The organism is Chryseobacterium fluminis (assembly GCF_026314945.1).
GTDB lineage: Bacteria > Bacteroidota > Bacteroidia > Flavobacteriales > Weeksellaceae > Chryseobacterium > Chryseobacterium fluminis.
In genome coordinates this window covers 4036777-4053150 of record NZ_CP111121.1, presented here as the reverse complement: position 1 = coordinate 4053150, position 16374 = coordinate 4036777, and the positions used below count along the sequence as shown (strand labels likewise).

Annotated in this window: 17 protein-coding genes; 2 read left to right on the top strand and 15 right to left on the bottom strand. The window is 34.6% G+C overall.

Annotation, left to right across the window (positions count from 1 at the left end):
- The 4 genes from ODZ84_RS18550 to ODZ84_RS18535 form a co-directional block, all read right to left on the bottom strand.
- Positions 1 to 555 (bottom strand): TerD family protein, encoded by a 555-nt coding sequence (locus tag ODZ84_RS18550; RefSeq protein ID WP_266173873.1) that lies wholly within the window; start codon positions 553 to 555, stop codon positions 1 to 3.
- Positions 545 to 1369 carry a phosphoribosyltransferase family protein gene (locus ODZ84_RS18545; RefSeq protein ID WP_266173872.1) on the bottom strand — a complete coding sequence of 275 codons (825 nt, stop codon included), beginning with the start codon at positions 1367 to 1369 and terminating at the stop codon, positions 545 to 547. The genes ODZ84_RS18550 and ODZ84_RS18545 overlap by 11 nt, the downstream gene beginning before the upstream one ends.
- 2 nt (positions 1370 to 1371) lie before the next feature.
- A complete protein-coding gene (locus tag ODZ84_RS18540; RefSeq protein ID WP_266173870.1) occupies positions 1372 to 2046 on the bottom strand; it encodes an HAD family hydrolase in 675 nt (224 codons plus the stop codon).
- A gap of 290 nt (positions 2047 to 2336) precedes the next feature.
- Complete coding sequence (locus ODZ84_RS18535) at positions 2337 to 3875, bottom strand: SulP family inorganic anion transporter (protein ID WP_266173869.1); 1539 nt, start codon at positions 3873 to 3875, stop codon at positions 2337 to 2339.
- Between the two features lie 619 nt (positions 3876 to 4494).
- On the opposite strand from ODZ84_RS18535, the gene ODZ84_RS18530 reads away from it, so the two are divergent.
- Together ODZ84_RS18530 and ODZ84_RS18525 are read left to right on the top strand one after the other, a co-directional pair.
- Complete coding sequence (locus ODZ84_RS18530) at positions 4495 to 4911, top strand: transposase (protein ID WP_266173868.1); 417 nt, start codon at positions 4495 to 4497, stop codon at positions 4909 to 4911.
- Between the two features lie 23 nt (positions 4912 to 4934).
- On the top strand, positions 4935 to 5276 hold the full coding sequence (locus ODZ84_RS18525) for a helix-turn-helix domain-containing protein (protein ID WP_266173867.1): 342 nt from the start codon (positions 4935 to 4937) through the stop codon (positions 5274 to 5276).
- A gap of 53 nt (positions 5277 to 5329) precedes the next feature.
- Here the strand turns inward: ODZ84_RS18525 and ODZ84_RS18520 are convergent, their stop codons facing one another.
- From ODZ84_RS18520 to ODZ84_RS18470, 11 genes are all read right to left on the bottom strand, one after another.
- Positions 5330 to 6274 (bottom strand): GLPGLI family protein, encoded by a 945-nt coding sequence (locus ODZ84_RS18520; RefSeq protein WP_266173866.1) that lies wholly within the window; start codon positions 6272 to 6274, stop codon positions 5330 to 5332.
- A gap of 121 nt (positions 6275 to 6395) precedes the next feature.
- The gene (locus ODZ84_RS18515) at positions 6396 to 7496 is read right to left on the bottom strand and encodes a slipin family protein (protein WP_266173864.1); all 1101 of its coding nucleotides are present in this window, start codon (positions 7494 to 7496) and stop codon (positions 6396 to 6398) included.
- 903 nt (positions 7497 to 8399) lie between these two features.
- A complete protein-coding gene (locus tag ODZ84_RS18510) occupies positions 8400 to 9098 on the bottom strand; it encodes a WG repeat-containing protein (protein WP_266173863.1) in 699 nt (232 codons plus the stop codon).
- Between the two features lie 44 nt (positions 9099 to 9142).
- Positions 9143 to 9532, bottom strand: a complete 390-nt coding sequence (locus ODZ84_RS18505) for a WG repeat-containing protein (protein ID WP_266173862.1) — start codon at positions 9530 to 9532, stop codon at positions 9143 to 9145.
- Positions 9529 to 10680: a hypothetical protein gene (locus ODZ84_RS18500; RefSeq protein ID WP_266173861.1), complete on the bottom strand. Its 1152-nt coding sequence runs from the start codon at positions 10678 to 10680 to the stop codon at positions 9529 to 9531. Before ODZ84_RS18500 ends, ODZ84_RS18505 begins: the two co-directional genes overlap by 4 nt.
- Positions 10681 to 10855: 175 nt before the next feature.
- A complete protein-coding gene (locus ODZ84_RS18495) occupies positions 10856 to 11422 on the bottom strand; it encodes a 3'-5' exonuclease (RefSeq protein ID WP_266173860.1) in 567 nt (188 codons plus the stop codon).
- Positions 11423 to 12318: 896 nt separating this feature from the next.
- The gene (locus ODZ84_RS18490) at positions 12319 to 12864 is read right to left on the bottom strand and encodes a 3'-5' exonuclease (RefSeq protein ID WP_266173859.1); all 546 of its coding nucleotides are present in this window, start codon (positions 12862 to 12864) and stop codon (positions 12319 to 12321) included.
- 103 nt (positions 12865 to 12967) lie between these two features.
- Entirely contained in the window at positions 12968 to 13912 is a 945-nt protein-coding gene (locus tag ODZ84_RS18485) for an MBL fold metallo-hydrolase (protein WP_266173857.1), read from the bottom strand.
- 186 nt (positions 13913 to 14098) lie between these two features.
- The gene (locus tag ODZ84_RS18480; protein WP_266173856.1) at positions 14099 to 15124 is read right to left on the bottom strand and encodes an RNA ligase, Rnl2 family; all 1026 of its coding nucleotides are present in this window, start codon (positions 15122 to 15124) and stop codon (positions 14099 to 14101) included.
- 10 nt (positions 15125 to 15134) lie between these two features.
- Positions 15135 to 15506: a cyclic-phosphate processing receiver domain-containing protein gene (locus tag ODZ84_RS18475; RefSeq protein WP_266173854.1), complete on the bottom strand. Its 372-nt coding sequence runs from the start codon at positions 15504 to 15506 to the stop codon at positions 15135 to 15137.
- A gap of 11 nt (positions 15507 to 15517) precedes the next feature.
- Positions 15518 to 16294 carry an ATP-grasp domain-containing protein gene (locus tag ODZ84_RS18470; RefSeq protein ID WP_266173853.1) on the bottom strand — a complete coding sequence of 259 codons (777 nt, stop codon included), beginning with the start codon at positions 16292 to 16294 and terminating at the stop codon, positions 15518 to 15520.
- Positions 16295 to 16374 lie beyond the last annotated feature (80 nt).

Below are 16374 nucleotides of genomic sequence, written 5' to 3'. Positions count from 1 at the left end.
TTATTGATAGATTGATACAAATTTTTCAAGACCTTCTCTCTGTCCTGCTCCTACTGCTTCAAATTTCCATTCTCCGTTTCTGTTATAAATTCTTCCGAATTCTACAGCGGTCTCAATTGAAAAATCTTCATCCAGCTCATATTTCAGGATTTCCTCATTTGTATCGGTATTGAAAATTCTGATAAACGAATTTCTTACCTGCCCGAAGTTTTGTCTTCTCGCATCTGCATCGTGAATTGTCACCACTACCGTAATTTCTTTTACGGCATCATCTATTTTGGTAAGATCAATCCTGATCTGCTCATCATCACCGGCACCGTCGCCCGTAAGATTATCTCCTGAATGGATCACTGCTCTGTCCGGAGATTCGAGGTTATTATAGAAAATAAAATGATTATCAGAAACTAACTTTTTGTTCTCACCCAATAAAAATAAAGATGCATCTAAGTCGAATCCTGTTCCTGTAGACGTATTATTGGTATCCCAACCTAAACCTACAGTAAATTTAGGTGCATTTATATTTTCTCTCTGTCCTTTTTGTAAGTTAATAGCCATAATATAATTCTGTTTTCGTTAAAGTGTTAATGTTATTTCCGTATTCTTCTATCAAGTGATAATTGTTACTGATTGCCAATTCCAAAAGGCTATCCATGTGCTCCTTTGTTATTTTAGACGTAAGATACTCAAAATTACCTGAATCTAAGCTTAAAATATATTTTACAATCCTGGTATTAAACCGGAAACCGGGCTTCAGCATTACTTCAGCAATATGTTCAACATTTTTTACTGCATAATAATTAAAATAATTTTCAATTTTAGGATCCAGTTCAAAATTGACCAGCTCGGCATAATACATAAATAGGAAATCTGCTTCTACATGGTATTCGTCAAGAATTTTATTCACCGTATACTCATGACTTCCTGTTATTTTAATATCATCTATAAAAATACAAAGTTTTCCTTTTAAAAAATCTTTATCCAGATAATAAGTATCATTGGCAATCAGATTTTTACGGTCTTCAAAGCTTAAATTCCCATAATCTGTAGTATACGTATGGTTTCTGTTGATCTTTGATAATATGCTGGATTTTTTTCCTCGTTGAAACAGATAAAAATCCAGATATTTTTTAAAATAAAAACATAAAAAATTGGAAGCGGTCGGAATGGCCATATAAGGACTCGGCAATACGACAATTTCTTTATCGGTATTTAAAATTTCTTCGTGACTGGAAACAAATCCTTCGAATAGTTCTTTTGCAAATTTTTCGGCATATGACGTATCGCCATATTTGAAATAGCTGTATTCTGCAGGTGAAAAAGTAAATTCATCTGCCGAATGAATGTGGTGTAAGCTATACCTCTTGTTCATAATTATATTTTGTGGGTAAGTAAGTGTGCGTTGAAACCAAAATCTTTTGCGCCTTTATAATCTGCTATCGGGTTATCTCCGATATGCAGAATCTGATGCATTTCCAAATCCTGATTTTTAATTAACTTTTTTACTTCCTGAAAAATCTGCGGATTTGGTTTCGAACAGTTGATTTCATCAGAATAAATATGGAAATCGATAAACGGGTCCAAATTTTCACTGGCCAGGAATTTACGCATGGTTTTTCCCTTGATAAATCCGGTATTGCTTAAAATATTAATGGTTTTTCCCTGATTTTTGATTTCATCAAAAAACTGATGCAAACCGTCGAATATCACCACAGGTTTATATTCCAGGAACAGATCCTCGCTCTTCTGATAAAACTCATTGAGCTTACCGGGGTCCAACTGTTTCAGATCTATCCCTAAAGAATTCAGAATCAACAGATAGATTTCATAAGTATCCACATTACCGCCAATTACTTCATTGATCGTATTGCAGAGATCGTCATAATATTTTACGACTTTTGCCACCTCTTCCATCGGTTTTTCGACTTCAAAAAACGAGGAGAACAGCTCAACTCTTTTTGCTTTAAATTCAGGATGAGATTTTATCAGGGTAAGCCACAGATCAAAAGAAAAATGGGAGTGACTGCGGATGTCTATATCTGTTTTCAAAATAATGTAAGTTAAAAGTTTTTATTTAGCTTTGAAAAAGATTTAAATGGTTATTTTTAATTGTCATCAATCCGTGTTTAAAATTTTCCAGTTCTCCCAAAGATAGAATTTTTCTTATTAATGGATAAATGTAGGGTGATGTTTTAAGATATTTTTATGATTTCCCGTAATTAATTTATTTTTTTCAGAACGTTGAAATACGATCTGAAGATTCAGATCTCAGAATGGTAAAATGTATTGGCAGTATCTTTAACTATTCGTCCTCTCCAATTCCCGGCTTTACACCTTTTCTACTTTTCAGGCATCACTTTGTAAGTAGGGTCGTCCTGAATGTTTACCTCAATGACGGCTTCGGCATTCTTCAGCATTTTCCTGCAGTCTTCGCTCAGGTGTTTTAAATGCAATTGTTTATCTAACAGAGCATATTTTTTTGAGAGTTTATCCAAAGCATCAATCGCGCTCATATCAACAATTCTGCTGTCTTTAAAATCAATAACAACCTGCTCAGGATCACCGGCGGGATCAAATTTATCGGTAAAAGCTGTTACAGAACCGAAGAATAAAGGTCCGGAAATCTCATAATATTTGGTTCCGTTTTCGTCAATATACTTTCTTGCCCGAATTCTTCTGGCATTATCCCATGCAAAAACCAATGCTGAAATAATAACACCCACTAAAACTGCCAACGCCAGATTATGCAGTATTATTGTGATTAAGGCCACCGTAATGCCCACAAATATATCTGATTTCGGCATTTTATTGATAATTCTGATTGACACCCACTGAAAGGTACTGATGGCTACCATCATCATGACACCTACCAAAGCAGCCATCGGGATTTTCTCAATGAGCGGAGCGCCTATCAGAATAATAATCAGAATGGTAAAAGAAGCAATAATTCCCGACAGCCTCGCCCTTGAGCCAGCATTAAGATTTACAAGAGTCTGAGCCACCATTGCACAGCCTCCCATTCCGCCAAAGAAACCATTGGTGATATTAGCAAGCCCCTGAGCTACAGATTCTTTATTGGCGTTTCCTTTAGAATTGGTAATTTCATCAACCATTGAAAGGGTCAGAAGAGATTCGATCAAACCGACTCCTGCCATAATTAAAGCATACGGAAAAATAATCTGAAAAGTTTCCGGAGAAAACGGGACTTCCGGAAAATGAAAACGGGGAAGATGACCACTGATATGAGCAATGTCCGCCACTGTTTTTGTATGGATATTAAATCCAAAAACGATGGCAAAAACAATAATAATGGCCATTAGTGAAGCCGGAACTACTTTGGTGAGCTTTGGAAAAAAGTAAACGATCGCAATGGTAAGCGCCGTTAATCCCAGCATAACATATAAAGAAGTACCCTGAAGCCATCCGGCTGTTCCGTCGGTATTAATAATTTTAAACTGCTCAACCTGAGCCATGAAAATAATAACTGCCAGACCGTTTAAAAAACCGTACATTACCGGTTGGGGAATAAGCCGGACAAACTTTCCAAGTCTGAAAAATCCGACCAGCAGCTGAAAAATACCGGCCAGAACCACTGTTGCAAAAAGATATTCTATACCATGGGTCTTTATTAATGCGATTAAAACTACAATGGTAGCACCTGCACCACCGGAAACCATTCCGGGACGGCCGCCCAAAACTGCGGTGACCAGCCCCATCATGAAAGCGGCATATAATCCGGTAAGAGGGGAAAGCCCCGCCAGGATAGCAAATGAAAGTGATTCGGGAATCATGGTCATTGCTACAGTAAAACCTGCCAGAAGCTCGTTTTTGTAGTTTATTTTTTTCGAAAAATCGAATAAAGCAATAGTATTTTTCATGAGATCGCAAAGGTAGGAAGTTGAGAAGTAACGTACAATATTTTATAATAATATGCATATTCATGGACAATTTTAACATTAAAACAGGCTATAAAACATTATCTATAAGAATATTATATTTCACATAATTGTCCATTTAATTTATAAATTTTTCATTAATAATAATATTAAATAAAAAATATAAAGCTAATTCTTTGCATTGACTTATATTTTTTTTAATTTTGACTGCCAGCAAGTTGATTTCTTAAGGATTTCTGACAATCAGGATATTTCCTTAGCATTCGACATAATTATGGCAGAATTAATACACAGCTAAAAGAATAGCATGAAAGTGCTTTGGTAGTAATATTTTTGTACTTAGAGGATATCTTTACTACATGAAGTCAGATGATAACAGGAATAAACGCTAAAAGCAAACAGATGATTGAATGCGCAGGAAATTCTTTAACACGACTTATAAGTAGATTAATTCAACAGAATTTATAAAGATTCCACAATGAGTATTGTCGTAAATAAATGAAAACATTTGGTTGACGTCTTCACTCATCGAAAAATTTACTAATAAAACTTACAATCATGCGACATTGTTTAACACAAAAGAAATATTTTATTTAATAAAATGTTATATAAAGACATACATATAGGTCAGTTTATCAAGGAGAGGGTAAATGATATGGAAATTACCGTTGACAGAATCTGTAATTTTTTGAATAAGGACGAAGATTTCGTCGAGAATATCTATAACAGTAAATCTATTGATACCGATCTGCTTTTAAGGTGCTCCAAACTTTTAGAATATGATTTTTTCAGACTTTACAGTACACACCTGATCTTATATTCTCCCCCTTCAGCGATCAACAAATCTGCAAAAACAAAGACGAGTACGATTCCTTATTTCAGGAAAAACATTTATACCCAGGAAATTAAGAACTTCATTATTGGAAAAATTATATCCGGAGAAATGACTCATAATGAGATCATTAAAGAATATTCTATTCCAAAAAGTACGCTTCACCGCTGGTTGCAGAAAAAGTAGTAATAACGGATAAATAAAAAGCAATGCGTCCCAACTATAGTAAAATTTATTATGATATGCTGAAGCAGGATGATCCTGAAAAGTTAAAAGACCCCAAAATAAAGGAGCTTTTGAAGAAACTCAATACAACAGAAGATGTATTGAATTTTAACGAAAAAATCTTTAAGCAATCTAAAGAGAGCCAGCAGAATAACCAGAAACTGAAAACTTACGACAAAAAAACCATGCTTAGGCTGTTACAGTATCAAAAAAAGCATGAACTTTCCACCAGTTTTATGTCGAAAAAATATAAGATCAGCAGAACCACCATTGCCAAATGGAGAAAAACTTTTGAAAAGGAATTAGAAACAGCATCCGGTGAATAATTTCACCGGATAATTTTCTTGCTTTTACGATAGTTCTATATTAGCACAAGTTTTTATTTGTAGTTTATTTTGTGATTTAATTCAATTGGATTATTTTCTTGTAAAATATCATTTTGCATTTCTTTACTCTTTATTGAAATATCCATTGTATTACCATTCGGGTCGGTAAATGTAACTGTTTTTCCCATTCCCACTTTTGCATTTACATCATATGGATCATTAAAATATGATTTTGCAAGTGTTTCATATTTTTTCCAATCAATTTTTATTGCTTTTGTGCGGGCGTCAAATATATTCCCGCCTTTTTTGACTTCTATCAAATTAAATGAATATTCATTGTTTGAATCTTGAATAGAAACAATCAACCCAGGTAAACCATTGAAAATATATGGACCGTCTCCAAAAGGCAATTCTGTAGTAAACCAAGCAATCCAGTTTCTTCCTCCATAATTTGTTTCTGCTTTTTGAGATTTATATTTTCCGATTATTTTTTGTTCGGAAGATATTTTCCAATTTAATATTTCCTCAATCGGAAGAAAATAATCTGTTCCCAAATAAGTTATTACTTTTTCAATTCTTTTTTGAGTTAGATTCTTTTTGACATAGAATTGGTTTTCAACACCCATTTTAAACCTTCCGTTTCCATTATTCAACTTTATTGAATCTGTTTTTTTGTCTTGTGATTCTCTAAAAATTGAAATATTATTTTTTAAATCCAAAATCATAATATCGGAATTAACATCATCTGGTTTTTCTGAATTCAGTTTGTATTTTGTTTCGTAAATAAAACTAAATTTTTGGGAGAAACAAAATGTAGAAATTCCAAGAAAAAATATTATAAATTTCATTTTTTTAATGTGAGCATCAAACTCTTTACAAAAATCATCATTTTGTACAAAAATATTTGTAATTTGGCCTTTCAAAACCATACGCAATAATTCGTTTAAACATTTGAACATCAAAACTTTGAATATACGAATTATTACTTTTTCATACAAATTTTATTTCATTTCCTTATCCCGAACTCAGGTTGTTATTATTCTCTTGATTTGATTGAACAAAACAAGACAGGCTTTGTTTTCACAAAGCCCGTCTCTATAATGACAGTTACTAGTTTTCCTATTTTGCAAAAATTTCTTTCAGCTGGGAAACAATGTTGCTGTTTCCGGAAACCGTGATATCTCCGATTTTATCGGCAATTTTCTCCATATATTCCATTTCTTTCAGCTTCCAGAGCACTTCATTTTCTTCCATAAGTTTTGCCGTATTCAGCAGACTTCTTGTGGAAGCGGTTTCCTCCCGGCGCATGATACTGTTGGCCTGGGCTTTTTTCTCCGCAATCAGAACCTGATTCATGATTTCTTTCATTTCCCCGGTTAAGATCACATCGCGGATTCCTGCATCGGAAACTTTCAGTCCCAATTCTTCAGCTTTATTTCCGAGATTTTCCAGAATTTCTTTTCCTACAGCATCTTTTTTCACCAACAATTCATCCAGTGTCACTGCCCCGACCAATTCACGCAAAGCCAGCTGCATCAGAATATATAACTGTTTATCATATTCTTTGTTTTCCATTAATGCCTTTTCAATATTTTCCACCTGAAAACGCACATAGAAATTGATACGCAACATCGCTTTATCTTTTGTCAGCAATTCCTGACCCGCAATCTCCATCTGCTGCATCCGCATATCAACGGATTTTACCTCAACGGAAATCTCATTATTCCAGAAATAGTATGTTCCCGCATTCAGAATGCTGTCCAGTTTTCCGTCTATTAACAGCAATCCTTGATATTGATTTGTCACAACAAACTTTCTTGTGAAATTTTTAAGTTTCATGTTCTCCAGGATGGTCTTCGAAATTTTTTCTGTGATGTCAACTTTCGTTAAATCCACTTTCTGAAATGCTCTGTTTATAATACCTCTCCAGAAAGCGTGCTGGCCTACACTTAATACTTCCCTGAAAATTCCATTTTCATAAACCAGGACAATTTCACCGTCTTTTACTTCTATTACTTCAAGCATTGCGTTCAGATTTTCATTCCTCAGCAAAAGATTCAGATCTTCACTGGTCATAAACTTATTTTTCAGGTCATAGATCTCTACGGTTTTATTTCCGAAAATCCATTGGTTTCCTTCTTTTAAAATTTCAGTCAGATTACCGTTTCTGAAAACCAGACCTACCTGATAGGCTTTAATCTGTATATTTTTAAACATCATATTTTATTTTAAAGTGTTATTAATTTTAACTTAAAAAAGGAAAAACTGAAATTTTCTCTTCCAAAAATGGCGGAATCATAGTTTTTCAGAAAACTCCATTTGTTTCAGAACAGATATTAAAACTTATGATCTAATGAGTCAGATCCCGGGCGTGTCCCTAGCCATCGCTGAAAGCAACAGCCCGGGTCGCTACGTTCGCTTCTACTCCTCGTTCATCGCCTTCCGGCTCTTCCCTGCGGGGTATCCGCTACCATCGCTCACGCGGAAATTGTCCTTCTTAGACCATTCTGTCTAATATTACGTATTCATCATACAAATCTTATTTCCGGAAAAAATCTTTTCTTACAGGCTTTTCAGAATGTTGATCCAACAACTGAAAAAAATTCAGATTTTCCATAGTGAACATTTTTAACGAGATGTTCAACTCTAATGAAAATAGATGAACTCTATTTCCAATCTACAGTGAAAGTGTAGTGCTCTGACCAACTGAGCTGCCTCATTCGAAGTGAGGGTGGGAGTCGAACCCACGCATCCAAAAAAGCTATTACTCTAACCGGACTGAGTTATATTCCCCGAAGGAAACAGAAGGATTCGAACCTCCGACCCATAGCGCATGGCAGAAGTTTTTTGGCAAACTCCCAAAGCCTTCAGGTCAAGCTGAACAGAATCAATAATGTCTTTCAACAAATTCTCCTGCAATGGTGCTGTACAGAAACACTCAACAAGACCTGCCTGATATTTTGACTAAAATTTATTTCACAAAATTTCAGTATTGTTTTATGTTGATGATGCAAAGTAATAATACGATTACGCAATCTTTTTGCGCAGAATATGATGATGATAAAAAAAAGACATTTTTAATAAAAAATGTCTTCATTGTATTCGCAGATAAGAATTTAAAACTTATCTTGCTTTGAAAATCAATCCATTGCTGCCGATATAAAACCAGTCTTTCGGATGATCAGTATAAACAGGGATGAGTTCAAGATTTCTGACAGGACCTGAAGTATAAAGCGTTTTATTCCAGCTATGCAGTTGGTATTTGGGTTCTACATACTTTTGGGTATCAATAAAATAAAACCCTTTTCTGTTATATTTAGTAAAGGTTAGCCTATCGTACCGGTCTTCTATTTCCTGAAAATCAACCGGGATTAATGAGTTTCCAAGCTCATCTATCAGAAGATTTTTTTCATTTTTTGTTGCCAACAGGTATGTTTTGTCACCGGATGATTTTATAATTTTCAGGCTTTCATATTCGGGCTTTGTTTTTTTATTCAGTTCAAAATCATAAAATCCGTATTTATTGTTCTGCCTGTAAATACACTTTTCTTTATAATAGGGATCGCATTTTGAAAGATTGTATTTAGCCTTTAGTTTTTCAACAGCTGCTGCATCAGCAGTCTTTGTGGCCCCGGGAGGAGAAAACCCTTCCTGATAAATAGAACGCGTGGATCTGTTGGAGAACTTTGCTGCAGGCGTAGTGATATATTTTGTTTCTTTATCATTAGAAACCAGCCATTTCACCTCTTTGGCATTCCCTTCAATATAGTTAATCTGCTGATATTCTACCGGGATAACGGTTTGTCCGGTATGATCAATCATGCCGATTTTCCGGTTCTTTTTAACTAGAAAAGAGTCATTTCTTATCAATTCGATTTTATCAAATTCTTCGGGATCAGCAATGTGTTAAAATTATATACCCCAAATTTTCCGTTTTCATTTTGTACGATGACAGACATACCGTATTCACCACGGTCGATATCAATCATTTTATATTTTGCATCCAAAACCATTTTGCCTTTTTCATCGATCAGTCCGTATTTTCCCTTATCATTAACCTTGGCAAAACGATGGACATTTTCCTCGGTGAATTTCGTTTCAAAAAAAGTAACACTGTCATATTTCGGACTGATCTTTACGTTTCCGGATTCGTCGCTGTATCCCCACAGATTTTTATCACGATACGGAACGAGGGTCTGTGCATTCATGAAAGAGAATACAGATAAAAAAAAGAGAGTGATAAAATGTTTCATCATTTTTTTTCGAAGATTATTTGAGTATTGGATTTCTTAACATCAGCAGTGGAACTGTATTCGTCCAGGTGACTGTTTAAGCTTTTAATCGATTTTAAAAATCCTGTTGCTTTCAGGTCATCATAAAAAAATTTTGGAGCGTTTTTTTTCTGGATTTCGCAGACCACAAGTTCATATTTTCCCGTGGTTGGATATCTCAGAATCAGAATGTGATCTTCATTCTCTTCTATTTTTTTATAGTCACTCCCTTTACATTCATCATTGAACCTGTAGGCTCCGGTATAGTAAAAAGTACCCTCTTTCAAACTTCCGGTTAAAACGGAATTATTGGGCTGATCATAATAATAGGCTTTATTTTCATTCGTCTTTTTATCCGTGAAAGATCTGATGAAAGTGGTTCTGGTATCATCTGAAAATCCGGAATATTCTCTGGTAAACTCCCTACCTGTATATTTTTCTGAAATTTCATACGTGAATTTTTTTTCTTTAGGTATTGATACCAATGCCAGATCCAGTTTCCGGTTTTCTTCAAAGTTTTTCATACACTTGCTGTATTCCGAATTTCCACCGCTCCAGATAAAGTTTTCCAGACTGCTTTTCATAAAACTTTTTTCCTTTTTCCCGGCAGTGCTGTTATCAAAAACGATATCATGAAGACTTACTCCGACCAGTTTTTTATTTTTAGGGATATTTTGCAGTACATTCAGATCCTTCAGATAACCGTACATTTCATTTTCGGCCTGGGTTCCGTCTGCAAACCACAATTTAATCGGAGAAATATCGCTGTCAAAATTATATTCTTCAGCTTTTTCTCCCAGGAAATTTTTCGTATTACCTGTTTTATAGAAACCTTTTTTAGGGAAGAGTTCACCAAAACCATAAAAATTCACCTGCCTTCTGTTACTGACGGCGTAAATATTCAGAAATTTTATATACAATAGGGATTTTGCTGTTTTGTTATCAAAAAGCAAGCGGTTCATAACATAAAATTTATTTTCATAATTATTGAACTGAAATTTCATTTTATAATCCTGATCGTTCTTTGAAATATCCACAAAGTACATATTCTCCGTGTTTGGATAAAAAACTTCAAAACTTTGGGCCAAAGCAAAATTTGAAATCATTAAAAATAGAAATGCCTTAGTTTTCATGTCGGCAAAGATAGAATAATTCATCATCGCTATATAAATAAAAACTCCCGTTTTAAAAAAGGGAGCCAATAGTATACAAATAAAATTGTTACATTGTTACATTGTTACATTATTATACTGGTAAATTGTTAAATTGCTCACTGCTACACTGCTACACTGCTACATTGCTACATTGCTACATTGTTACATTATTCATCCGCTGCAGACACCAGTGTAAAATTTTTGCAATGTTCTTTGCGTCATCCACCCCCCTGTGATGGGTGCCTTCAAGTTTAAAATTCAGCTCGCCTAAAGCCCTTGCCATTCCGACACTTTTGCGGACGGTCGGATGCAGTTCTCCGAACAATGTTTTCACATTGATATGAGCATCACTTAAAGGATAATCGACATTAAACTTTCCTGCCTGATCTTTAAGCATATTCAGATCATAGTTTCCGTAACTCGCCCAGGTCAGGTCTTCAGAATCGTATTCTGCTCTCAGAATATCTAATGCATCTTCCAATAGAATGCCTTCGTCATCAAGCATCTCCTGGGTAATAGAAGTCAGCTCCGTACAGAACGGGCTTACTTTTGAAAATTGTGGTTTTACGAGAATTCCCTCATTTTGTGAAATCCTGCCGGTTTTTGCATCCATGATACAGACGCCGATTTCTATAATTTCACTTGCCTGACCTCTCGGCGGGCGGTCATTCCAGCACGTCGCTTCGAGATCTATAATTAATATATTGTCTGTTGTTTTCATTCGTTTAAATTTTTATTGACATAAGTCGCAGATCATCTCTTACTTGATAAGTAATATGTCTTTTTATATTCTGATAATAGGATTTTTTTACACTTAAGAATACTTTAGTTTTTTTAGTTGATCACTTTGAAAAATAGTAGGTCACATAAGAAGAAAATCAGAGATTTTCATAAACTTACATGTACTTTTCACAAGCATTATTTTACTTAATACTGCTTTAGTGTTAAAACATGATGTCTTTTATAGTCTGCTGCTAAGATTTTTTTACACTTAAGAACACTTTAGTTTTTTTAGTGGATCACTTTGAAAAATAGTAGGTCACATAAGAAGAAAATCAGAGATTTTCAAGACTTACGTGTTCTTTTCACAAGCATTATTTTTACTTCATACTACTTAAGTGTTAAAACATGATGTTTTGATAATCTGCTGCTGAGATTTTTTTACACTTTAGAACACTTTAGTTTTTTTAGTGGATCACTTTGAAAAATAGTAGGTCACATAAGAAGAAAATCAGAGATTTTCAAGACTTACGTGTTCTTTTCACAAGCATTATTTTTACTTCATACTACTTAAGTGTTAAAACATGATGTTTTGATAATCTGCTGCTGAGATTTTTTTACACTTAATAACACTTTAGTTTTTTTAGTGGATCACTTTGAAAAATAGTAGGTCACATAAGAAGAAAATCAGAGATTTTCATAAACTTACGTGTACTTTTCACAAGCATTATTTTTACTTCATACTACTTAAGTGTTAAAATGTGATGTCTTTTATAATCTGCTGCTGAGATTTTTTTACACTTTAGAACACTTTAGTTTTTTTAGTGATCACTTTTAAAACTAATATTACCTGAGTGTCAGTAATCTGCAAATTTCTGTTATTTAATTGGTTAATCATCAGCCCAAAATTTCTCTTAAAATTCTGGCTGCATTGTAAGCATCGTCTGCTCCGTTGTGATGATGGCCTTCAAAATTCATATTCATCGCGCGAAGAGCTCTTTTCAAACCCATCATTTTATGAAGTCCGTTATAATTGCTGAATAGATTCATCACATTAATATAATGTTGCGAGAAAGGATTTTCAATACCGAGAGCATCACATTGCTGCATCATCTGTTCTTTATCAAAACTTCCGAAACCTGCCCAGCTAAGAGAATGAGAGTGATATTCCTCTTTAATTTTCTCGCAGGCATCTTCGAAATCAATTCCTTTTTCTTTAATTAACTGCGGTGTAATTCCTGTTAAATCCGTACAAAACTTACTGATTTTAGACCTTTCAGGAATGATATAAATGCTTTGCTTTCTGGAAATTATTTTGCTTGTTCTGTTTAATTCGCAAATTCCTATTTCTATAATATCGACTTTCTGACCCGTCGGGATCCGGTCGTTCTCCCAACATGTAGCTTCCAGATCGACCATTAATATTTCGTTGGTTGTATTCATTTCTTTTATTTCATCTGTTCCAAGACTCAAAAGGTCCTTAGTAGAATTTTATCATATTTTCGTGCCTAAGTGTTGGTCTGTTGTAAAAAAAATATAAGTTTTTTTAATTTCCGTGAAACGCTTTATAAAATGCCTCTTCAATTTCCAGTTGATCGCTTTCTACATATCTTCGGGAAAAATGGATTGGGACCGATTCTTTTACTTCACATTCTTTCATGATTCTTCCGGATGCAGAGGCATAACTGTGGTAATTAATCTTGGCAAATTCCTGATCTTCATCTTTGTAAAATGTTTCGATATACACCTTATCCGCTCCTGTAAAAACCTTTTTTATTTTTTCATAATTGCTTTCACAAACGGCGTGATCCATGATTACCCCTAATGTATAACCTTCATTTCTTGTCAGAAGATAAAATAAATCGGAAGCATTGTAAACGGCTTCTTCTATCTGAATTTTCCGGTCCGGATCATCATTTTCAAAAGCAGCTTTCAGTTCACTGATCCATTTCCCATTTTTAAATACGGAAGCATTTTCATGAAAGGTAATCGTGTCTTTTTCCCTGAACAGATACGCTATAGAATCTGTTTTATGATCCAGAATGGCAAAGTCAACGTTCACATAATCGTCTTCAAAAAGGAAATTCTGGCGGGTCACCAATTCAAGATTCCAATAGGGCGGATGAATTTTATAAACATGGATTTCTTTTTCCGAAACAATTTCACGTATCTCATACTCAATTGCTTTTTCACCCACCAAATTCCAGGTGTAAGATTTCAACCTTGATTCAACTTGTAAATGTATATTTTTTGGTCCGCAGATCACAACTTTTTCTCCGCTTCCTATCTGGTGCCTGAAAATTCCGTCAAAATTTGAAAAGTGATCAATATGCGTATGGCTGATGAATATTGCTGAAACGGACTGCACTTCTCTAACGGTCAGTAAACCGGCTTCACCGCAATCACACAGGTAATGTTTTCCGGAGTTGGGAATTTTTATTAATATGCTGATGTCTTCTTTTAAAAGATTTTTTATTTCTGCCTGTATCATTTTTTAATTTTTATTAACCATAAAAACTCTGGAGACGTTTGTCATTCTGAAAGAATCAAAGCACGAGATTTAATCATTACTTCCGCAAAGTTTACTAAATCTTTACTGGATAACAATTGTATTCAATCAATAAAACCTTTGTCATTTTATGGTTCAGTTTAACACTTAAAAAGTTTCGGTCATTAACTACCGAAACTCCAATTTTACCGTCATTAATTCTTCTTTTACCAGATCAATGGCTAAAGAATTCATTTTTTTGTTGATTCTTTTCTGTTCTTCTTTTTCTATGGTTGTAAAAACTTCCGGAAAATCTTTTTCAAAGTCCTCCAAAATATCCTGTGCCAAAAGCCCGATCACTTTCCCCATCATTTTAGGTTCAAACTCACCAGTCTTGCTGATAACGTTATTCAACCTGTTTACAGTAACATATTTTTGGATTTCATCCCAAATATCCTGAGCTTTTTCGCTAAAGTTAACTGTTTTTTTAACCGTTTTATCCTGTTTTCTGATCACCCTGGATTTTTCAATCCACTTTTCATTTTTATTTTTCAGAATGACCCTTGAGCCATTGCCGAAATATTTGGTTTTCAACGTTTTTATAATGGTTCCTTCACAGCTGTTATTTTCCAGTTCAGGTAATCCTAACCATGCCGGAATTTTAGAATCGAAAGCGTTGGGGAATTTCAAAGCCTCATCCAAAGTCCCTTGAAACAAGATTTTTGCATAGAAAAATCCGGTTTCTTCAAAAATTAGGTTGACTAAATCCGTATCCAGATAAGTTACACCATTCAGTTTAATATCGAATGCGTAAAATTCGTTGTAAGGCGCATATTCAATACCTTTCTGAACTGTTACCGCGTCTTTTACAGGCTCAACTTCTTTGTGTCTGTAGCCACCCCCGAACAATTCTCCGTAAATAATAACACTTTCGACATCCGGATACATAGTTTTCACTTTTTCGAAGACACTGATTACATTTTTTCTGTAACGTTCTAAGATTTGATGGGCATTGTAGAATTTTTCACCCTTCTCGATAAAGGCGGTTCTTTTGGCAATTTTAATTTCCTTTCCATCGGTAAAGAAAGAGAAATTAGCTCCGTGAACTTTCTCCTGCACGATGAAAACCTCATCCCCAAAACCCTGCAACCTGATCTGATCGATCACGCGGGCCTGGTAAGCATTTTCCATAGAATTGTATGTTTTAAAAATCATTTTTTTAGTTTTAATAGTTATTGAAATTTCTTAAAAGGCTTTCAATATTTTCCTTTCCAACGGGATTCATGGAGTGACAGTAGAATTTTGGCAAGTTCAAATAATGATCCATACAATACTCTACCAGCCATTTTGCGCAGTCGTATCCTGTTTTTTCAACCCTTTCCCGGGAATTGGGGTCCCAATAATGTTCATCAGCAAGGTCATGGTCAAAAGAAATCATTTCGGGAAGTCCTTTTTCCAGGATCCGGTTAATGAACTGCTCATAATTCCGGACAATATGCCAGTCTTTTCTAAGGAAAACATCTTGTTTGGTATACCGGTATACCTCAACCGGATATCTGATATCATCCAGGAACAATAATCTTTTTGTCATTTCCATCGGTTTATTTATTAATGGGAAAAGTAAATATTCAATGCTCTGAAGATACTTTTCACATTGGTATTCGGATAAAATCCGGAACTGTTGATACAGTTGATTTCCACAATCTTCCAGCCTTCACCGGTTAAACAAATATCCATAACAAAAGCTTTTTCAAGATCGAAAATCCGGATCATTTCATTGGCAAAATGCAATCCGTCTTCTGAAACTTTTTCTTCAAAAAGAATATAATCATCAAATTTGTAATATCCTGCATCGATTATTTTCCCGCCAACAATCCAGAGCCTCGCTTCTTTTATGGGCCGTTTGGCTTCAGAAACCTGAACCAGGGAATCTACTGAAATTCTGTTGGATTTATTTTCTATTGATTCAAAAACAAAATCTTTCCATTCTGATTCATTGAAAACTTTTCCTGTGAAAATTTTCGCTTCGCTGTAAGGTTTGATAAATTTTATTTCATTATTTTTCCAGATCAATTCTTCCGAAATTTTATGAACAGATACGGTATGATTGAGAAGGTTTTCACTATAATATGTTGAATACACTTCGTACAGATGATTGCCTCCGTAAAAAGATCCGGGAAACCAGCCGGCATTTTGTTTTGCCAGCCTTGCTAGGGTCACCGAGCCATATACAAAAATATCTTTTCTGTCGGTTTCAAAGTCTATTTTTTCTGCAGTCGGAAGAATATTAATGACGGTGTACTCAATATTTAATTCTTCCAAAGCATCAAAAATTTTGTAATGATCGGGATCTAAATAGACATTAGCCTGAATTAGAAAATACATGGTTATTAGTTTTTATGGTTTATTTATTTTTAGATGGAAGCCGGAGGGATGGAAGTAATTGAATCGTTTAAAATCCAGCC